Origin of the sequence: Micromonospora halotolerans, from assembly GCF_032108445.1 — a bacterium.
GTDB classification, from domain to species: domain Bacteria; phylum Actinomycetota; class Actinomycetes; order Mycobacteriales; family Micromonosporaceae; genus Micromonospora; species Micromonospora halotolerans.
In genome coordinates this window covers 5,434,444-5,449,406 of the sequence record NZ_CP134876.1, presented here as the reverse complement: position 1 = coordinate 5,449,406, position 14,963 = coordinate 5,434,444, and the positions used below count along the sequence as shown (strand labels likewise).

The 14,963-nt window shown below is 73.6% G+C and carries 16 protein-coding genes; 10 read left to right on the top strand and 6 right to left on the bottom strand.

Features of this window, described 5'->3' with window-relative positions; translation table 11 throughout:
* The first annotated feature begins 2 nt into the window (after positions 1-2).
* From RMN56_RS25595 to RMN56_RS25580, 4 genes are read left to right on the top strand one after another with little or no spacing between them, the layout of a single operon-like run.
* Positions 3-455 (top strand): MaoC family dehydratase, encoded by a 453-nt coding sequence (locus RMN56_RS25595; RefSeq protein WP_313720120.1) that lies wholly within the window; start codon positions 3-5, stop codon positions 453-455.
* Complete coding sequence (locus RMN56_RS25590) at positions 452-1,480, top strand: phosphotransferase family protein (protein ID WP_313720119.1); 1,029 nt, start codon at positions 452-454, stop codon at positions 1,478-1,480. Before RMN56_RS25595 ends, RMN56_RS25590 begins: the two co-directional genes overlap by 4 nt.
* Complete coding sequence (locus RMN56_RS25585; RefSeq protein WP_313720118.1) at positions 1,480-2,730, top strand: acyl-CoA dehydrogenase family protein; 1,251 nt, start codon at positions 1,480-1,482, stop codon at positions 2,728-2,730. Before RMN56_RS25590 ends, RMN56_RS25585 begins: the two co-directional genes overlap by 1 nt.
* Before the next feature lie 10 nt (positions 2,731-2,740).
* Positions 2,741-4,036, top strand: coding sequence for a MalY/PatB family protein (locus tag RMN56_RS25580; RefSeq protein WP_313720117.1), 1,296 nt, complete (start codon positions 2,741-2,743; stop codon positions 4,034-4,036).
* An 87-nt stretch (positions 4,037-4,123) separates the two neighbouring features.
* Here the strand turns inward: RMN56_RS25580 and RMN56_RS25575 are convergent, their stop codons facing one another.
* Positions 4,124-4,486, bottom strand: coding sequence for an STAS domain-containing protein (locus tag RMN56_RS25575; protein WP_313720116.1), 363 nt, complete (start codon positions 4,484-4,486; stop codon positions 4,124-4,126).
* 220 nt (positions 4,487-4,706) lie between these two features.
* On the opposite strand from RMN56_RS25575, the gene RMN56_RS25570 reads away from it, so the two are divergent.
* Positions 4,707-5,462: a GAF and ANTAR domain-containing protein gene (locus tag RMN56_RS25570; RefSeq protein WP_313720115.1), complete on the top strand. Its 756-nt coding sequence runs from the start codon at positions 4,707-4,709 to the stop codon at positions 5,460-5,462.
* A 91-nt stretch (positions 5,463-5,553) separates the two neighbouring features.
* Here RMN56_RS25570 and RMN56_RS25565 read toward each other — a convergent pair whose 3' ends face one another.
* Complete coding sequence (locus RMN56_RS25565; RefSeq protein ID WP_313720114.1) at positions 5,554-6,114, bottom strand: NADPH-dependent FMN reductase; 561 nt, start codon at positions 6,112-6,114, stop codon at positions 5,554-5,556.
* A gap of 138 nt (positions 6,115-6,252) precedes the next feature.
* Between RMN56_RS25565 and RMN56_RS25560 the strand changes: the two genes are divergently transcribed.
* Complete coding sequence (locus RMN56_RS25560; RefSeq protein ID WP_313720113.1) at positions 6,253-6,717, top strand: MarR family winged helix-turn-helix transcriptional regulator; 465 nt, start codon at positions 6,253-6,255, stop codon at positions 6,715-6,717.
* A gap of 76 nt (positions 6,718-6,793) precedes the next feature.
* On the opposite strand, the gene RMN56_RS25555 is transcribed toward RMN56_RS25560, so the two are convergent.
* Positions 6,794-7,840: an LLM class flavin-dependent oxidoreductase gene (locus RMN56_RS25555; protein ID WP_313720112.1), complete on the bottom strand. Its 1,047-nt coding sequence runs from the start codon at positions 7,838-7,840 to the stop codon at positions 6,794-6,796.
* Positions 7,837-8,550, bottom strand: coding sequence for an NADPH-dependent F420 reductase (locus RMN56_RS25550; RefSeq protein WP_313720111.1), 714 nt, complete (start codon positions 8,548-8,550; stop codon positions 7,837-7,839). Before RMN56_RS25550 ends, RMN56_RS25555 begins: the two co-directional genes overlap by 4 nt.
* 94 nt (positions 8,551-8,644) lie before the next feature.
* Here RMN56_RS25550 and RMN56_RS25545 point away from each other — a divergent pair, with 94 nt between their 5' ends.
* Positions 8,645-9,694: an LLM class flavin-dependent oxidoreductase gene (locus RMN56_RS25545; RefSeq protein ID WP_313724857.1), complete on the top strand. Its 1,050-nt coding sequence runs from the start codon at positions 8,645-8,647 to the stop codon at positions 9,692-9,694.
* Positions 9,695-9,697: 3 nt separating this feature from the next.
* Here the strand turns inward: RMN56_RS25545 and RMN56_RS25540 are convergent, their stop codons facing one another.
* Complete coding sequence (locus tag RMN56_RS25540) at positions 9,698-10,363, bottom strand: response regulator (protein WP_313720110.1); 666 nt, start codon at positions 10,361-10,363, stop codon at positions 9,698-9,700.
* Positions 10,360-11,490, bottom strand: a complete 1,131-nt coding sequence (locus RMN56_RS25535; protein ID WP_313724856.1) for a sensor histidine kinase — start codon at positions 11,488-11,490, stop codon at positions 10,360-10,362. Before RMN56_RS25535 ends, RMN56_RS25540 begins: the two co-directional genes overlap by 4 nt.
* 135 nt (positions 11,491-11,625) lie before the next feature.
* Here RMN56_RS25535 and RMN56_RS25530 point away from each other — a divergent pair, with 135 nt between their 5' ends.
* The 3 genes from RMN56_RS25530 to RMN56_RS25520 are packed head-to-tail and all read left to right on the top strand — an operon-like array spanning position 11,626 to position 14,869.
* Positions 11,626-12,570 carry an ATP-binding cassette domain-containing protein gene (locus RMN56_RS25530; RefSeq protein WP_313720109.1) on the top strand — a complete coding sequence of 315 codons (945 nt, stop codon included), beginning with the start codon at positions 11,626-11,628 and terminating at the stop codon, positions 12,568-12,570.
* Entirely contained in the window at positions 12,567-14,072 is a 1,506-nt protein-coding gene (locus tag RMN56_RS25525) for a DUF1349 domain-containing protein (RefSeq protein WP_313720108.1), read from the top strand. Before RMN56_RS25530 ends, RMN56_RS25525 begins: the two co-directional genes overlap by 4 nt.
* The gene (locus tag RMN56_RS25520; RefSeq protein ID WP_313720107.1) at positions 14,069-14,869 is read left to right on the top strand and encodes an ABC transporter permease; all 801 of its coding nucleotides are present in this window, start codon (positions 14,069-14,071) and stop codon (positions 14,867-14,869) included. Before RMN56_RS25525 ends, RMN56_RS25520 begins: the two co-directional genes overlap by 4 nt.
* Positions 14,870-14,963 lie beyond the last annotated feature (94 nt).

The following is a 14,963-nucleotide window of genomic DNA, read 5'->3' as shown; positions in this document are numbered from 1 at the left end:
CGATGAAGGTCTTCCAGGGCATCGAGGAGCTGGAGCGGGCGGTCGGCACCCACCTCGGGCACTCCGGCTGGCACCGGATCACGCAGCAGCAGATCGACGCCTTCGCCGAGGCCACCGGCGACCACCAGTGGATCCACGTCGACCCGGTGCGGGCGGCGGGCAGCCCGTTCGGCGGCACCATCGCCCACGGCTACCTCACGCTGTCGCTGGTGCCCATGCTGGTCTGGCAGGTCTACCGGGTGGAGGGGTTGAGCATGGGCGTGAACTACGGCGCCAACAAGCTCCGCTTCCCCGCTCCGGTCCCCGTCGACTCCGAGGTGCGGGCCGGCGTGGAGCTGCTGTCGCTGGCGCCCGGCGGCGGTGGCTACCAGCTGACCGCGAAGGTGACCGTCGAGGTGGCCGGCGCCGCGAAGCCGGCCTGCGTCGTCGAGACCGTCAGCATCCTCGTCCCGTGACCGGTCCGGCCCCGCAGGACCCGCCCGGCCTCGACCTGGCCCGGCTCGGCGACTGGTTCGCGGCCGAGGTGCCGGGGGCGGCGCGGCTGTCGACCGCCCGGCTGGTCACCGGCGGGAAGTCCAACCTCACCTACGAGGTCGGTGACGGGCGGTCGGCGTGGATCGTGCGGCGGCCCCCGCTGGGGCACGTGCTGTCGACCGCGCACGACATGGCCCGGGAGTACCGGGTCATGTCGGCGCTGCGCGCCACGGACGTGCCGGTGCCGGCGACGTACGCGCTCTGCCCGGACGCCGGCGTGCTGGGCGCGCCGTTCTACGTCATGGAGCGGGTCGCCGGCACGGCGTACCGGCACGCGGCCGAGCTGGAGCCCCTCGGCCCGGAACGCACCCGGGACATCTCCACCCGCCTGGTCGACACGCTGGCCACCCTGCACGCGGTCGACCCGGCGGCCGTCGGGTTGGCCGACTTCGGCCGGCCCGACGGTTTCCTGGGCCGGCAGGTGCGGCGGTGGCGGAAGCAGCTCGACGCGTCGCGCAGCCGGGACCTGCCGGCCGCCGACGAGCTGTACGCCCGCCTGGCGTCCGCCGTGCCGGCCGATTCGGCGCCGGGCATCGTGCACGGCGACTACCGCCTCGACAATGTGCTCGTCGACGACCGCGACCGCCTCGCCGGGGTCATCGACTGGGAGATGGCCACGCTCGGCGACCCCCTCACCGACCTGGCGCTGCTGGTGCTCTACCAGCGTCTCGGCCGGCTCGTCGGGACGGCGGTGGCCGAGGCGTCGTCCGCGCCCGGCTTCCTGACCGAGGACGAGATCCTCGGCCGGTACGCGACGGCGAGCGGCCGGGACCTCCCGTCCCTCGGTTTCCACCTCGGCCTGGCGGCCTTCAAGCTGGCCGCGATCCTCGAGGGCATCCACTTCCGCCACCTGCGTGGCCAGACCGTCGGCGCCGGCTTCGCGCAGCTCGGCGAGGTCACCGAGCTCCTCCTCGACGCCGGCCTGACCTACCTGAAGGAGCACTGATGGACTTCTCGCTGGACCCGCGGACCGAGGGACTGCGCGACAACCTCCTGGACTTCATGGACCGCCAGATCCACCCGGCCGAGCCGGTCTTCCACGAGCAGCTCGGTCAGCTCGGCGACCGCTGGGCCTGGGACTCGGTGCCCGTGCTCGCGCAGCTGCGCACCGCCGCGCGCAAGCGCGGTCTCTGGAACCTGTTCCTGCCGGGCGAGCAGGGCGCCGGCCTGACCAACCTCCAGTACGCCCCGCTCGCCGAGATCACCGGGCGCAGCCACCTGGCGCCCACCGTGCTGAACTGCGCCGCCCCGGACACCGGCAACATGGAGGTGCTGGCGATGTTCGGCACCGGCGAGCAGCGCAAGCGGTGGCTGGAGCCGCTGCTCGACGGTGCGATCCGGTCGTCGTTCGCCATGACCGAGCCCGACGTGGCCTCGTCGGACGCCACGAACATCGCCACCCGGATCGAGCGGGACGGCGACCACTACCTGGTCAACGGCCGGAAGTGGTGGATCACCGGCGCCATGAACCCGAACGCCCGGATCTTCATCGTCATGGGCAAGACCGATCCGTCCGCCGAGCGGCACCGCCAGCAGTCCATGGTGCTGGTCCCGCGGGACACCCCCGGCCTGGAGATCGTCCGCGGCATGGAGGTGTTCGGGTACGACGACCACGACCACGGCGGGCACGCCGAGCTGGTGTTCCACGACGTGCGCGTGCCGGTGGAGAACCTGATCGGCGGCGAGGGCGACGGCTTCGCGATCGCGCAGGCCCGGCTCGGCCCCGGCCGCATCCACCACTGCATGCGCTCCATCGGCCTGGCCGAGCGGGCCGTCGAGCTGATGTGCGCCCGGGCCGAGCAGCGGGTCGCGTTCGGCCGGCCGCTGGCCGAGCAGGGCGTGGTCCGGGAGTGGATCGCCGAGTCGCGGGTGCGCATCGAGCAGCTGCGCCTGCTCGTGCTCAAGACGGCCTGGCTGATGGACACGGTCGGCAACAAGGGCGCGCACACCGAGATCCAGGCCATCAAGATCGCCACCCCGGCGACCGTGCAGTGGATCCTGGACAAGGCGATCCAGGTGTACGGCGCCGCCGGCCTGTCCCAGGACTTCCCGCTGGCCCGGGCGTACGCCGGTATCCGCACCCTGCGGTTCGCCGACGGCCCCGACGAGGTGCACCGCAACGCCCTGGCGCGGCAGGAGCTGCGGCGCCAGGCCGCCGCGCGGCAGCGGAACGACGCCGGGGGGCCGACGGCCTAGGGTGGTGGGCATGGCAGGCCCCACCCCCTCCGCCGCCGGGAATCCGCTCACCGTGCTCACCCTCGACGAGCTCCGGCAGCGCAGCAGCGTGAAGTGGCGGATGCACCCGCCGGACGTGCTCCCCCTCTGGGTCGCCGAGCAGGACGTGCCCCTCGCTCCGCCGGTGGCCGACGCGCTGCGCCGGGTGATCGACCTGGGTGACACCGGTTACCCGCACGGGACGGCGTACGCCGAGGCCCTCGGGGAGTTCGCCGCCGACCGCTGGGGCTGGCACGGCTTCCGCGTCGACCACACCACGGTCGTGCCCGACGTGATGATGGGCATCGTCGAGGTGCTCCGGCTGGTGACCGACCCCGGGGACGCCGTGGTGGTCTGCTCCCCCGTCTACCCGCCGTTCTACGCCTTCGTGGGCCACGCCGGCCGGCAGGTGGTCGAGGCCCCGCTCGGACCCGACCTGCGGATGGACCCCGCCGCCCTGGACGAGGCGTTCCGCCGGGCCCGGGCCCTCGGCCCCCGGCCCGCGTTCCTGCTGTGCAACCCGCACAACCCGACCGGCGTGGTGCACCGCCGGGACGAGCTCGACGCCGTGGCCGACCTGGCCGCCCGGCACGGCGTCCGGGTGGTCTCCGACGAGATCCACGCTCCGCTGGTGCTTCCCGGCGCGCGCTTCATCCCGTACCTCACGGTGGCCGGCGCCGAGGACGCGTTCGCGCTGACCTCCGCCTCCAAGGCGTGGAACCTCGCCGGCCTCAAGGCGGCGCTCGCGGTCGCCGGGCCACGGTCCGCCGCCGACCTGCGCCGCATGCCGGAGGAGGTCGGTCACGGTCCCAGCCACCTGGGCGTCCTGGCGCACACCGCCGCGTTCCGTGCCGGCGGGCCGTGGCTCGATCTGCTCCTCGACGGCCTCGACGCCAACCGCGCCCTGCTGGAGACCCTGCTCGCCAAGCACCTCCCGGCGGTCACCCATCACCGTCCCGAAGGGACCTACCTCGCCTGGCTGGACTGCACCGCGCTGGGCCTCGCCACCGAGCAGCCGCCCGGCGAGCCCGGGGTGGCCAGTGACGTCGCGGGGCCCGCGAAGATGTTCCTCGACCGGGCGCGGGTCGCTCTCAGCTCGGGGCACGTGTTCGGCACCGGCGGAGCCGGCTTCGTACGCCTCAACTTCGCCACCTCCCCGGCGATCCTCACCGAGGCCGTCACCCGGATGGGCCGGGCCGTCGACGCGCTCGCGCCACCGGTTCCCGCCGCGCCGGCGGAGGCAACCGCCGGTGGCTCGGCTCACGGGTGTCCCGCCGTTTCGGGTTGATCCACCTCGGGTATCTGGGATCTGCCCGCCGGTGGGGGTCCGAGGTGACCGCCACGGTGCGCGACCGCTGTGGAGGGAAGGGCAGGGTCACTCGGTGGTGAATTCGTCCGTGAGGCCGACGATGGCGAGGACCGCCACGGTGATCCGCGACGGCCTGCGCAGCACCAGGGTGCACCCGGCGGAGCCGACCCGCGCGCGGATCGTCAGCAGCGCGTTGACACCGGCGGCGCAGAAGAAGGTCACCGCGCTCAGGTCGAGAACCAGCACCGGGGGCGCGTGGCCGGACAGCTGCCGGTCGACGAGGCGGACGAGCGGGTCGACGGTTGCCATGTCGACCGGGCCGCCGACCTCCACCACGACCGCCGGGCCTTCCCGGGCCAGCGCCAGGGACAGGGTCGGCCGGCGGGTGATCTGCGGCGCCACCGGGTGCTGCGCGTAATGGACGGACATGAGCTGCTCCTCGCCTGAGGGTGGCGGACCGGGTCGATGCCCGGTTCGCTCGTCGGCGACCGGGCACTGGTCCTGGGCTCATGTCCGAACCCACCTCGACCCTAGCCCCGTCCCACCCGATTGGCACCCTGCCGATCGGGGAAATTATTTGCCCCCCGACAAAGGAAGGCAGTGGTCACGGCTCCGCAGGGAGCCGGCACAGGAGTTTCAGGAGGTAGCGGTGCCGTCCGATGCTGCTGACCGGCATCTGGCCTCGGCCTACGGCCGGCTGTTGACGCTGCTCGGCGATTCGCCGCACGTCGACGTGTTCCTGGACCAGCTGGTCCGGGTGGCGACAGAGGTCGTCGCTCCCGCGGTGGGCTGCGGGTTGACGATGCGCCGGGACGACGGCGCGTTCACCGTCGCGAGCAGCGGCGACATCGCCGCGCAGGGCGACGAGATCCAGTACGGGGCGGACGAGGGCCCCTGTCTCGAGGCCCTCCGCCAGGGGCAGGTCGTGGAGGTGCTCGACCTGCGTACGGACGACCGCTGGTGCGACTACCGGGAACACGCGCTCCGCCTCGGCGTCGCCAGCTCGCTGTCGCTGCCCGTGACGGTCGACGGCGAGGTCGTCGGCGCGTTGAACCTCTACGCCACCGAGCCGCACGCGTTCACCGACCGGGCACGGCGGCAGGCCCTGGCGTTCACGGACCAGGGGTCGGCGGCGCTGAGCGTCATCCTCCGCCAGGCCGACCAGGCCCTCCTGCATCGGCAGCTCACCGACGCGATGGTCTCCCGCAGCGTGATCGACCAGGCCCTCGGGGTGGTCATGGGCCAGCAGCGGTGTACCGCGGCGGAGGCGTTCGCCCTGCTCCGGCAGGCGTCGCAGCACCGCAACCGCAAGCTGCGTGACCTGGCCGCCGAGATCATCACCCAGGTCAGCGGCAAGTCCCCGCAACCGGCTCCGGAATTCGTGCCGCCGCGTCAGCAGTCCTGAGGGAGGCCCGGGTCGCGACGCGGCCCGGCCGGCGCCGGGTACGGCGACGGCCGCGGACCATGCCCGCGGCCGTCGCCGTGTCGGAGGGTGTTCAGCGATTGCGCAGCGGGGCGAGCGCCGTGCTCCAGGCGACGACCTGGTCGAGGGTGGTGGTGAGCGCGTCGCGCTGGAACTGGCTGGGCTTGAAGACGCTGAAGTTCTCGAAGTCGGTGAACAGCGACAGCGCCACCTGGGACCGCACGTCGGCCATCTGCAGCTCGCCGGCGATCAGCCGCAGGTGCTCCACGGCCCGGGTGCCGCCCGCGGAGCCGTAGCTGACGAACCCGACGGCCTTGTTGTTCCACTCGGCGTAGAGGAAGTCGATGGCGTTCTTCAGGGCGCCGGAGGTGGAGTGGTTGTACTCCGGGGTGACCATCACGAACCCGTCGAACGACGCGATGGTGCTGGCCCAGCGCAGCGTGTGCGGCTGGGTGTACTGGCCCATCGCCGGCGGGTACGCCTCGTCCAGGTGCGGCAGCTGGTGGTCGAGCAGGTCGATGAGCTCGAACTCCGCGTCTCCGCGCTGCTTGGCGACGTCGAACACCCAGCGGGCGACCGCCTCGCCGTTGCGACCCGGGCGGGTGCTGCCGAGGATGATTCCGATCCTGGTCATGTCGGGAAGCCCTTCCAAAGTACTTGCCTGGTCAAGGTAAGCTAGCCGTTTGTTGCTTCGTCAAGCAATCTCTGGGCCCGTGGCGGTGGTCACCGTGCCGAGATGTCATTGCTCGGTCAAGCAAGTAGGATTGGGGGCATGTCCGCCGCCGCGCCGAAGTCCCCGCGCCCCCTCGACGCCGAGGAGGAGGCGCTGGTCCGCTCGCTGGGCCGGATCATGCACGTGCTGCCCCGCGCCATCGACGCCGACATGGTCGGCGACCGCCAGCTGCCCCTCACCGAGTACACGGCGCTCATGCACCTCTCCGAGGCGCACGACCGGCGGATGCGGATGAGCGACCTCGCCGCGGCGTGCCAGCTCTCCCTGAGCGGGATGACCCGCACCATCGGCCGGCTGGAGACGCAGGGCCTGGTCGAGCGGGTCAAGTGCGCCGAGGACGCGCGCGGGTGGAACGCCGTGCTCACCGATGCCGGTCTCGCCCGGCTCCAGGAGTCCTGGCCGAGTCACCTGGCCAGCGTGCGGCGGCGGTTCCTCGACCACTTCGAGGGCATCGACCTCGTCCAACTGGCCCGCGCGTTCCGGCGCGTCGGGACCGCCGACTGAGCCCACGGGCGGCCACCACGGCGCCCCGGACCGGTCCGGCCGCCCACCGGACGCGGGCGGCCGGACCGGGCGTTGGTCAGCTCAGCAGCTCCCGGACGCGCGGGACGACCCGCGTGCCGTAGAGCTCGATGCCGGTCATCAGGGCCTCGTGCGACAGCCCACCCATGCCGTACTTCATCTCGAAGCGGTTCGCGCCGAGCACGACGAGGTTCGCGGCGATCTTCCGGGCGACGGTCTCGGGCGACCCCACGTACAGCGCGCCGTGCGGCCCGACCTCGCGCAGGAAGGACTCCCGGGTCGGTACGGCGAAGCCGCGGGTCCGAGCCACCCGGCGGATCATCTCCTGGTAGCGGGGGAAGAACTCCTCCCGGGCCTGCTCGTCGGTCGCGGCGACGTGCCCGGGCGAGTGCACGCCGATCGGCAGGGGATCCTTGCCGAGCTGCGTGAGCGCCTGGTGGAACAGCCGGGAGAAGGGCGCGAAGCGGGCCGGCGACCCGCCGATGATCGCGAGCATCAGGCCGTAGTCGTACCGGGCGGCCCGGATCACCGACTGCGGGTTGCCGCCCACGCCGATCCAGGCCGGGAAGGGTCCGGATTCGGTGTGCGGCACGACGTCCTGCTCGTGCAGCGCCGCCCGCATGGTGCCCTTCCAGGTCACCGGTCCACCCTTGCGCAGCTCGGCGAAGAGCTGCGCCTTCTCCTCGAAGAGCTGCTCGTAGTCGGCCAGGTCGTAGCCGAACAGCGGGAACGAGTCGATGCTGGACCCGCGGCCGAGGATCACCTCGGCCCGTCCGCCGGAGACCGCGTCGAGGGTGGAGTAGCGCTGGAAGACCCGTACCGGGTCGTCGGAGCTGAGCACCGTGACCGCCGAGCCGAGCCGGATCCGGCTGGTGCGGGCGGCGATCGCGCCCAGCACCACGTCGGCGGCGGACAGCGGGAAGTCGTCGGTGTGGTGCTCGCCGATGCCGAAGAAGTCCACGCCGACCTGGTCCGCGAGGACGCCCTGCTCGACGATGTCGCGGATGGTGCGGGCGTGCGAGAGCGGCCGGTCGTCGGCGTCGTGGGTGACGTCGCCGAAGGTGTCCAGGCCGAGCACGAGGGGAAAGGCGGGCGCTGTGGTCACGATGAGCCTCTGTCTGTGTGGTCGGTGCGGGCGAGCGCCCGCGTGAACTCGGTCCGGCCCAGGGACACGCCGAAGACCGGGCCGCCGGGTTGGAGCAGGCGGCCGACGCGCAGGCCGTCCAGCGGGACGGCGTCGTAGCCGATGCGTTCGATGAGGTCGGCCACGGTCCGCACGGCGGCGGGGTCGTCCCCGGCGACGCCGAGCGCGCGGCGGTCCGGTGCTCCGGGCGGGCGGCGGTCGTCCTCGAGCTCGTGGTAGCCGATGTGGTTCAAGGTCTTCACGACCCTCGACCGGGCGAGCCGCCGCTGGACGATCTCGCTGCTGCCGTACGCCGGGTCGTCGAACATCTCCTGGACGCCGTCGACGGGCGGCCAGTAGTTCATCGTGTCGACGACGAGCCGGCCGGCGAGCAGGGCGGGATCGAGGTCCGGGAACCGGTGCAGCGGTATGGCCAGCACGACGATCCCGGCGTCCGCGACGGCGTCGGCCGCCCAGCGCGCCTCGGCGCCGGGAGCCAGCACATCGGTGATCAGGGCGATGTTCGCAGGGTCCCCGGAGGCCGCGATCGTCACCGGGTACCCGGCGGCCATCGCCACCCGGGCGATCACCGGTCCGGTGTGCCCGGCGCCGAGCACGGCCACCCGCGGCCGGGACGACAACGTCGTCGCTGCCGGGGCGACGCCCGCCGCGGCGAGATCGTCGTCACGCATACCTGCACCTCATTTCCTTGACCGGTCAAACATATCTCCTATGCTTGACTGGTCAAGGAAATCTCGATCACACGGTCTCGGGGGCGTGGTGACGATGGAGATGCGCGACGGGCGGCCGGCGGTCATCGGGGTCGACAGCTTCGGCGAGATGACGCTGGGCGCGGACGGCCGGCTCCTGAGCCAGCCGCAGAACATCCGCGAACTGGTCGCGGAGGGGGTGCTCGCGGAGGAGTCGGGGCTCGACTTCTTCGGGCTGGGCGAGCACCACATCGAGGAGATGCCGCTGTCCGCGCCCGACCTGGTGCTGGCCGCGATCGCCGCCCGTACCACCCGGATCCGGCTGGGGTCCGCCGTCACGGTGCTGAGCTCGGACGACCCGGTGCGCGTCTACCAGCGGTACGCGACCCTGGACGCGCTCTCCGCCGGCCGGGCCGAGGTGATCCTGGGCCGCGGCTCCAGCACCGAGTCGTTCCCGCTGTTCGGGTTCGACCTGGCCGACTACGACCGGCTGTTCGAGGAGAAGCTGGAGCTGTTCGCGCGGCTGCGCGCGGAGGAGCCGGTCACCTGGTCCGGAACCACCCGGGCGGCCCTGCCGGGGCTGCCGGTCTATCCGCGTACGGCCGGCGGCGCGTTGCCGACCTGGGTGGGCGTCGGCGGGAACCCGGCCTCGGTCGTGCGGGCCGCCCGGCACGGCCTCGGACTGATGCTCGCCATCATCGGCGGCAATCCGGCGCGCTTCGCCCGCCTCTCCACGCTCTACCGGGCGGCCACCGAGCAGGCGGGCCACGGTCCGCTGCCGATCGGGGTGCACTCCCCCGGGCACGTCGCGGCGACCGACGAGCAGGCCCGGGAGGAGTACTGGCCCACCTACCGGACGTTCATGCTGGACGCCCGCCGGCAGCGGGGCTTCCCGGAGATCACCCGCGCGTACTTCGACCACGAGGTCGAGTACGGCTCGCTCTACGTGGGCTCGCCCGACACGGTGGCCCCGCGCATCGCGCGGACCATGACCACCCTCGACGCCACCCGCTTCGACGTGAAGTACGGCATGGGGCCCATGCCGCACGCCGTGCTCATGGAGAACATCCGCCTGCTCGGCACCGAGGTCGCGCCACGGGTGCGCGAGCACCTGGCCGCCCGCTGACCGTCACCGGTCCCCGGGGACGACCAGGCCGGACTCGTACGCCACGACGACGGCCTGGGTGCGGTCGCGCAGGCCGAGCTTGGCCAGCACCCGGCTGACGTGGGACTTCACCGTCTCCTCCCCCACGACCAGCCGGGCGGCGATCTCCGGGTTCGACAGTCCCTCGGCGATCAGCCGCAGCACCTCGGTCTCCCGGGAGGTGAGCGTGCGGAGCGCCGCGTCCGGTTCCCGGCGGCGTACCCGCAGCCGGGCGAACTCGGCGACGAGCCGCCGGGTCACCGTCGGGGCGAGCAGCGCCCCCCCCGCGGCGACGATCCGGACGGCGTCGAACAGGCGCTCCGCGGTCGCGTCCTTCAGGAGGAAACCGCTCGCCCCGGCGCCGAGCGCGTCGTACACGTGCTCGTCGAGGTCGAACGTCGTCAGCATCAGCACCCGGGGCGGCTCCGGGTCGGCGAGCAGCCGCCGGGTGGCCTCGATGCCGTCCATCCCCGGCATCCGGATGTCCATGAGCACCACGTCGGGGCGCACCTGCCGGCAGATCCGCACGGCCTGCCCGCCGTCGGCGGCCGAGCCGACGACCGTGAAGTCGGGCTGGGTCGCCAGCAGGACCTCGAAGGCGGCACGCACGACGTCCTGGTCGTCGACCACGACGATCCGGGTGGCCGTCACGGCACGGCTCCCTTCGTCGGCAGGACGGCCTCGACGAGGAATCCGGCGCCCGGTGCGGCGCCGGCCGTGACCTGGCCACCGACCATGGCCGCCCGTTCCCGCATCCCGGCCAGCCCGTGCCCGCGGTCGCCGGCCGGGGCGGGGCCGGGGCCGTTGTCGTAGACCCGCACGCTGAGGTCCTCGCCGCGGTAGTGCAGCTCGACGTCGACGGCCGCGCCGGGGGCGTGGCGGCGGGCGTTCGTCAGCGCCTCCTGCACGATGCGGTACGCCGTCAACTCGACGCCGGGATCGAGGGGCTCGACCGAGCCGCTCACGATCAGGCGTACGCCACTGCCCACCGCCGCGTCGCGTACCTCGTCGAGGAGGGCGTTGAGCTCGCGGAGCCCGGGTTGAGGGCGACGGGTCGGCTCGGCGTCCACGTCCTCCCGGAGCACGCCCAGCAGACGCCGCATCTCCGTCAGCGCGACCCGCGCGGTGTCCCCGATGGCGGTCAGCCGTCGGGCCCCCTCCGGGGGCAGACCCGGTGTCGCGAGGCGGGCCGCCTCGGCCTGCAGGGCGATCATGGTGATGTGGTGCGCCACCACGTCGTGGAGTTCCCGCGCGATGCGGGCCCGTTCACCGCGGGCCGCGTACTCCATCAGCGTCGCCGCCGACGACTGCTCGTCGGCCCGGCGGCGACGCCGCTCGTCCCGCAGTCGCACCGCCGCCCCGGTGGCCGTCGCCACCACCGCGACGGCCAGCAGGAGCAGGGCCAGGGACCGCCCGCCCGGCCGGTCGCCCGACAGCGGCGCGGCCGCGTACGCGGCGAGGGGAAGGACCAGGGCGCCGACCGTGCTCAGTGGACGCCGGTGGCCGGCGATCCCGTAGAGCACCGCCAGCGCGGTGGCCCCGGCCACGGTGACCGGATAGGAGATCAGCAGGCCGGAGAGCGCCGCCGCGGCGGACAGGACGGCCGCCGTCGCGGGCCAGAGCCGGACCAGGGCGACGGGGGCGACCACGGCGAGCGCGAGGAGAACCGCGATCGCGGTCGGCCGGCGGTGGTAGGCGCCCGCCATCGCCTCGAGCACCGCCACGGCGCCGAGGGCGGCCGTGGCGGAGGCCGGCCCGATCCCCTTCACGCCCGCCATTCTCACCGGCCGCGACCCCGGTGTCGTCCCCCCGGCGGGGACCCGGCCTCCCCCGCACGAGGGAGGCGGGCACCGGCCGAAAACCCCTCGGCGCCGTGACGCGCCGGGCGGTCACCGCCGCCTAGCGTCCCTGGCATGGAACCCACGATCGAGGTACGCGCCCTCCAGAAGCGCTACCGCGCCACCGTCGCGGTGGACGGGCTGTCGTTCACCGTCCGGGCGGGCGAGGTGACCGGTTTCGTCGGGCCGAACGGGGCCGGGAAGTCGACGACGATGCGGCTGATCCTCGGACTCGACGCGCCGGACGGGGGCAAGGCCCTGGTCAGCGGCCGTCCCTACCGGTCGCTGCGGACGCCGCTGACCCAGGTCGGTGCGCTCCTCGACGCCTCGGCGGTGCACCCCGGCCGGCGCGCCCGCGACCACCTGCTCTGGCTGGCCCACAGCAACGGCATCGGCCGGCGCCGGGTCGCCGAGGTGCTCGACCAGGTGGGCCTGGCCTCGGCCGCCCGCCGCCGGGCCGGGGGGTTCTCGCTGGGCATGCGGCAGCGGCTGGGCATCGCCGCCGCCCTGCTCGGCGACCCGCCGGTGCTGATGTTCGACGAGCCGGTCAACGGCCTCGATCCGGACGGCATCGTGTGGATCCGGGGCCTGATGCGGTCCCTGGCCGCCGAGGGACGGGCGGTCCTGGTCTCCAGTCACCTGATGAGCGAGCTGGAGGACACCGCCGACCATCTGATCGCGGTCGGCCGCGGCCGCCTGATCGCCGACACGAGCGTGGCCGCCCTGCTGGCCGCCGCGTCCCGGGACCGCGTCGAGGTCACCACCACGCAGCGGGCCGAGGCGACGACCGTGCTGGCCAACGGCGGCGCGACCGTCACCGTGGCCGGTCCGGACACCGTCGTCGTCGACGGGCTGGCCGGCGACCGGGTGGCGGCGCTGCTGACCGGGTCCGCCGTTGCGTTCTCGGAGCTGCGCCGGCACCGGGCCTCCCTGGAGGAGGCGTACATGGACCTGACGCGCGGCGCCATCGAGTTCGCGCCGGAAACCGGGGCGCCGACGACCGAGGGGAGCGTGCGGTGACCGCCCGCGAGTCGTTCCCCGGCCTGCTACTGGCCGAGTGGACCAAGCTGCGCTCGGTGCGGCGCTGGGTCGTCACGCTGCTCGGCGCGGCCGCGTTGACCGTCGGCCTGAGTTACCTGGCCGCGTCGAGCAGCAGGACGAACATCAACGAGCACGCCGAGTTCGTGAGCGGGCCGCACGGTGGGCCGGTCGCCGACGACTTCTACTTCGTGCACCAACCGGTCACGGGCGACGCGACGCTCACCGTGCGGGTCGCCTCGCTGGCACCGGAACCGTTCGGGCGCGAGGTGACGGGCCTGGACGGGATGACCAGGCTCGCGGATCCGAGCCCGTTCGCCCAGCCCGCGGCCGGCATCATGATCAAGGACGGCACCCGGCCCGGCTCGTCGTACGCCTCGCTGATGCTGACCGCCGGCCAGGGCGTACACCTGCAGTGGGACTTCGACGCGGACCGCAGGGGCAGCGCGGCCGGCGGGGCCCGATGGTTGCGACTGGTGCGCTCGGGCACCGCGATCACCGGGTACGAGTCCGCCGACGGCGCGACGTGGCAGAAGATCGGTACGGCGACACCGAAGAACCTCCCGTCCACCGTCGAGATCGGCTTCTACGTCTCGTCGCCGGCGGCCGTGTACACGTCGCGCGGCGGCGGCAGCTCGTCGGTCGGCGATCGCCCGACCAGCGCCCGGGCCTCGTTCGACAACGTGCGGCTCAGCTCGGAGGGCACCTGGCACGGCGAGGCGGTCGGCCGCGCGGACCGGCTCGACGGGAAGGGCGGCGTCCGCGCCGGCGGCCAGGTCACCGAGACCGGCGGCGGCTACACCGTGGTGGGCACCGGCACCGTCGGCCCGCGCCCGCCGGACGACGACATGGTCGAGATCGCGCTGGTCGGCGTCATCGCCGGGCTCATGGCCCTCATCGCGATCGGGGTCCTCTGCGCCACGTCGGAGTACCGGCGGGGCATGATCCGGACGACGTTCGCCGCGACCCCGCGCCGGGGCCGGGTGCTCGCCGCGAAGGCGATCGTCCTCGGCGCCACCTCGTTCCTCGTGGGGCTGGTGGGCGCGGTCGGCTCGTTCGTGCTCGCCGTCCCGGCCCTGCGCGAGCACGGCTTCACGACGCCGGCCTTCCCCCGGCCGTCCCTCACCGACCCTCCGGTGCTGCGGGCGCTGCTGCTGACCGCCGCGTTCCTGGCCGGTGTCGCCGTGGTCGGCCTCGCCGTCGGCGTGCTGCTGCGGCACAGCGCTGCCGCGATCACGATCACGGTCCTCCTCGTGCTCGGACCGCTGATCGTCGGCATGATCCTGCCGGGCACCTCACCGAGATGGCTCATGTACACGACGCTGGCGGGCGGCATGGCCACCCAACGGGCGAAACCGCCGACGGTCACGCTCGCCGAGCCGTGGGCCCTGATCGGGCCGTGGGCCGGGATCGGTGTGGTCGCGGCGTGGGTCGCTCTCACCCTCGGGCTCGCCTGGTGGCAGCTGCGCCGGCGGGACGCGTGACGGCGGGGCGGCCCCTCCGGGCCCTGCGGGCGGAGTGGACGAAGCTGAGGACCCTGCCGAGCACCGGCTGGCTGGTGCTGCTCACCGTCGCCGGCACGGTGGGCGTCGGGTTCGCGGTCACCGGATCGCTGGACCACGCGCACTGCGGTCCGCCCTGCGCCCCCGACCTCACGAAGCTGGCGCTGGGGGGCGTCCGCCTTGGCCAGGTGGGGATCGTGGTCCTCGCGGTCCTGGCGGTGACGGCGGAGTACAGCACGGGGACGATCCAGCCGACGCTCACGGCCGTGCCACGCCGGTTCCTGGTGGTGCTGGGCAAGCTCGGCGCCCTGGCCGTCCTCGGGACGACCGCCGGGGCGCTGCTGGCCGCCGGGTCCCTGGCGGCCGGCCGGACGATGCTGCCCGGCAACGGGTTCGACCCGGCGCACGGCTTCCCGGCGCTGTCGCTGGCCGACGACCTCACCCGGCGGGCGGCCCTCGGCACGGTGCTCTACACCGGGCTCGTCACCCTGCTGGCGGCGGGGCTCGGGCTGCTCCTGCGCGACACCGCCGGTGCGCTGACGGCGGCGCTGGCCCTGCTCTACGGCTCGCCCGTTGTCGCCATGTTCGTCACCGACCCGACCTGGCAGCACCGCATCCACCGGTTCGCCCCCATGGACGCCGGCCTGAGCATCCAGTCGACGCGCGACCTCGCCGCCGCGCACATCGGTCCCTGGGCCGGGCTCGGCGTCCTGTCCCTGTACGCCGCCGCGGCGGTCGTCGCCGGGTTGATGATGTTCCAGCGCCGCGACACCCCCTGACCGCCAAAAACTTTTGTTCGGTTCCTACAACTGGCGCCGCCCAGGCTTCGGCGGTTACGACATGGCGCCGCCCGCCCGCAGACGGAAAGGTGAT

Excerpts from the sequence above, each read along its gene's own strand:
- RMN56_RS25595 (WP_313720120.1), top strand. The coding sequence starts at position 3 with ATGAAGGTCTTCCAGGGCATCGAGGAGCTGGAGCGGGCGGTCGGCACC.
- RMN56_RS25585 (WP_313720118.1), top strand. The coding sequence starts at position 1,480 with ATGGACTTCTCGCTGGACCCGCGGACCGAGGGACTGCGCGACAACCTC.
- RMN56_RS25580 (WP_313720117.1), top strand. The coding sequence starts at position 2,741 with ATGGCAGGCCCCACCCCCTCCGCCGCCGGGAATCCGCTCACCGTGCTC.
- RMN56_RS25575 (WP_313720116.1), bottom strand. The coding sequence starts at position 4,486 with ATGTCCGTCCATTACGCGCAGCACCCGGTGGCGCCGCAGATCACCCGC.
- RMN56_RS25565 (WP_313720114.1), bottom strand. The coding sequence starts at position 6,114 with ATGACCAGGATCGGAATCATCCTCGGCAGCACCCGCCCGGGTCGCAAC.
- RMN56_RS25560 (WP_313720113.1), top strand. The coding sequence starts at position 6,253 with ATGTCCGCCGCCGCGCCGAAGTCCCCGCGCCCCCTCGACGCCGAGGAG.
- RMN56_RS25550 (WP_313720111.1), bottom strand. The coding sequence starts at position 8,550 with ATGCGTGACGACGATCTCGCCGCGGCGGGCGTCGCCCCGGCAGCGACG.
- RMN56_RS25545 (WP_313724857.1), top strand. The coding sequence starts at position 8,645 with ATGGAGATGCGCGACGGGCGGCCGGCGGTCATCGGGGTCGACAGCTTC.
- RMN56_RS25535 (WP_313724856.1), bottom strand. The coding sequence starts at position 11,490 with ATGGCGGGCGTGAAGGGGATCGGGCCGGCCTCCGCCACGGCCGCCCTC.
- RMN56_RS25530 (WP_313720109.1), top strand. The coding sequence starts at position 11,626 with ATGGAACCCACGATCGAGGTACGCGCCCTCCAGAAGCGCTACCGCGCC.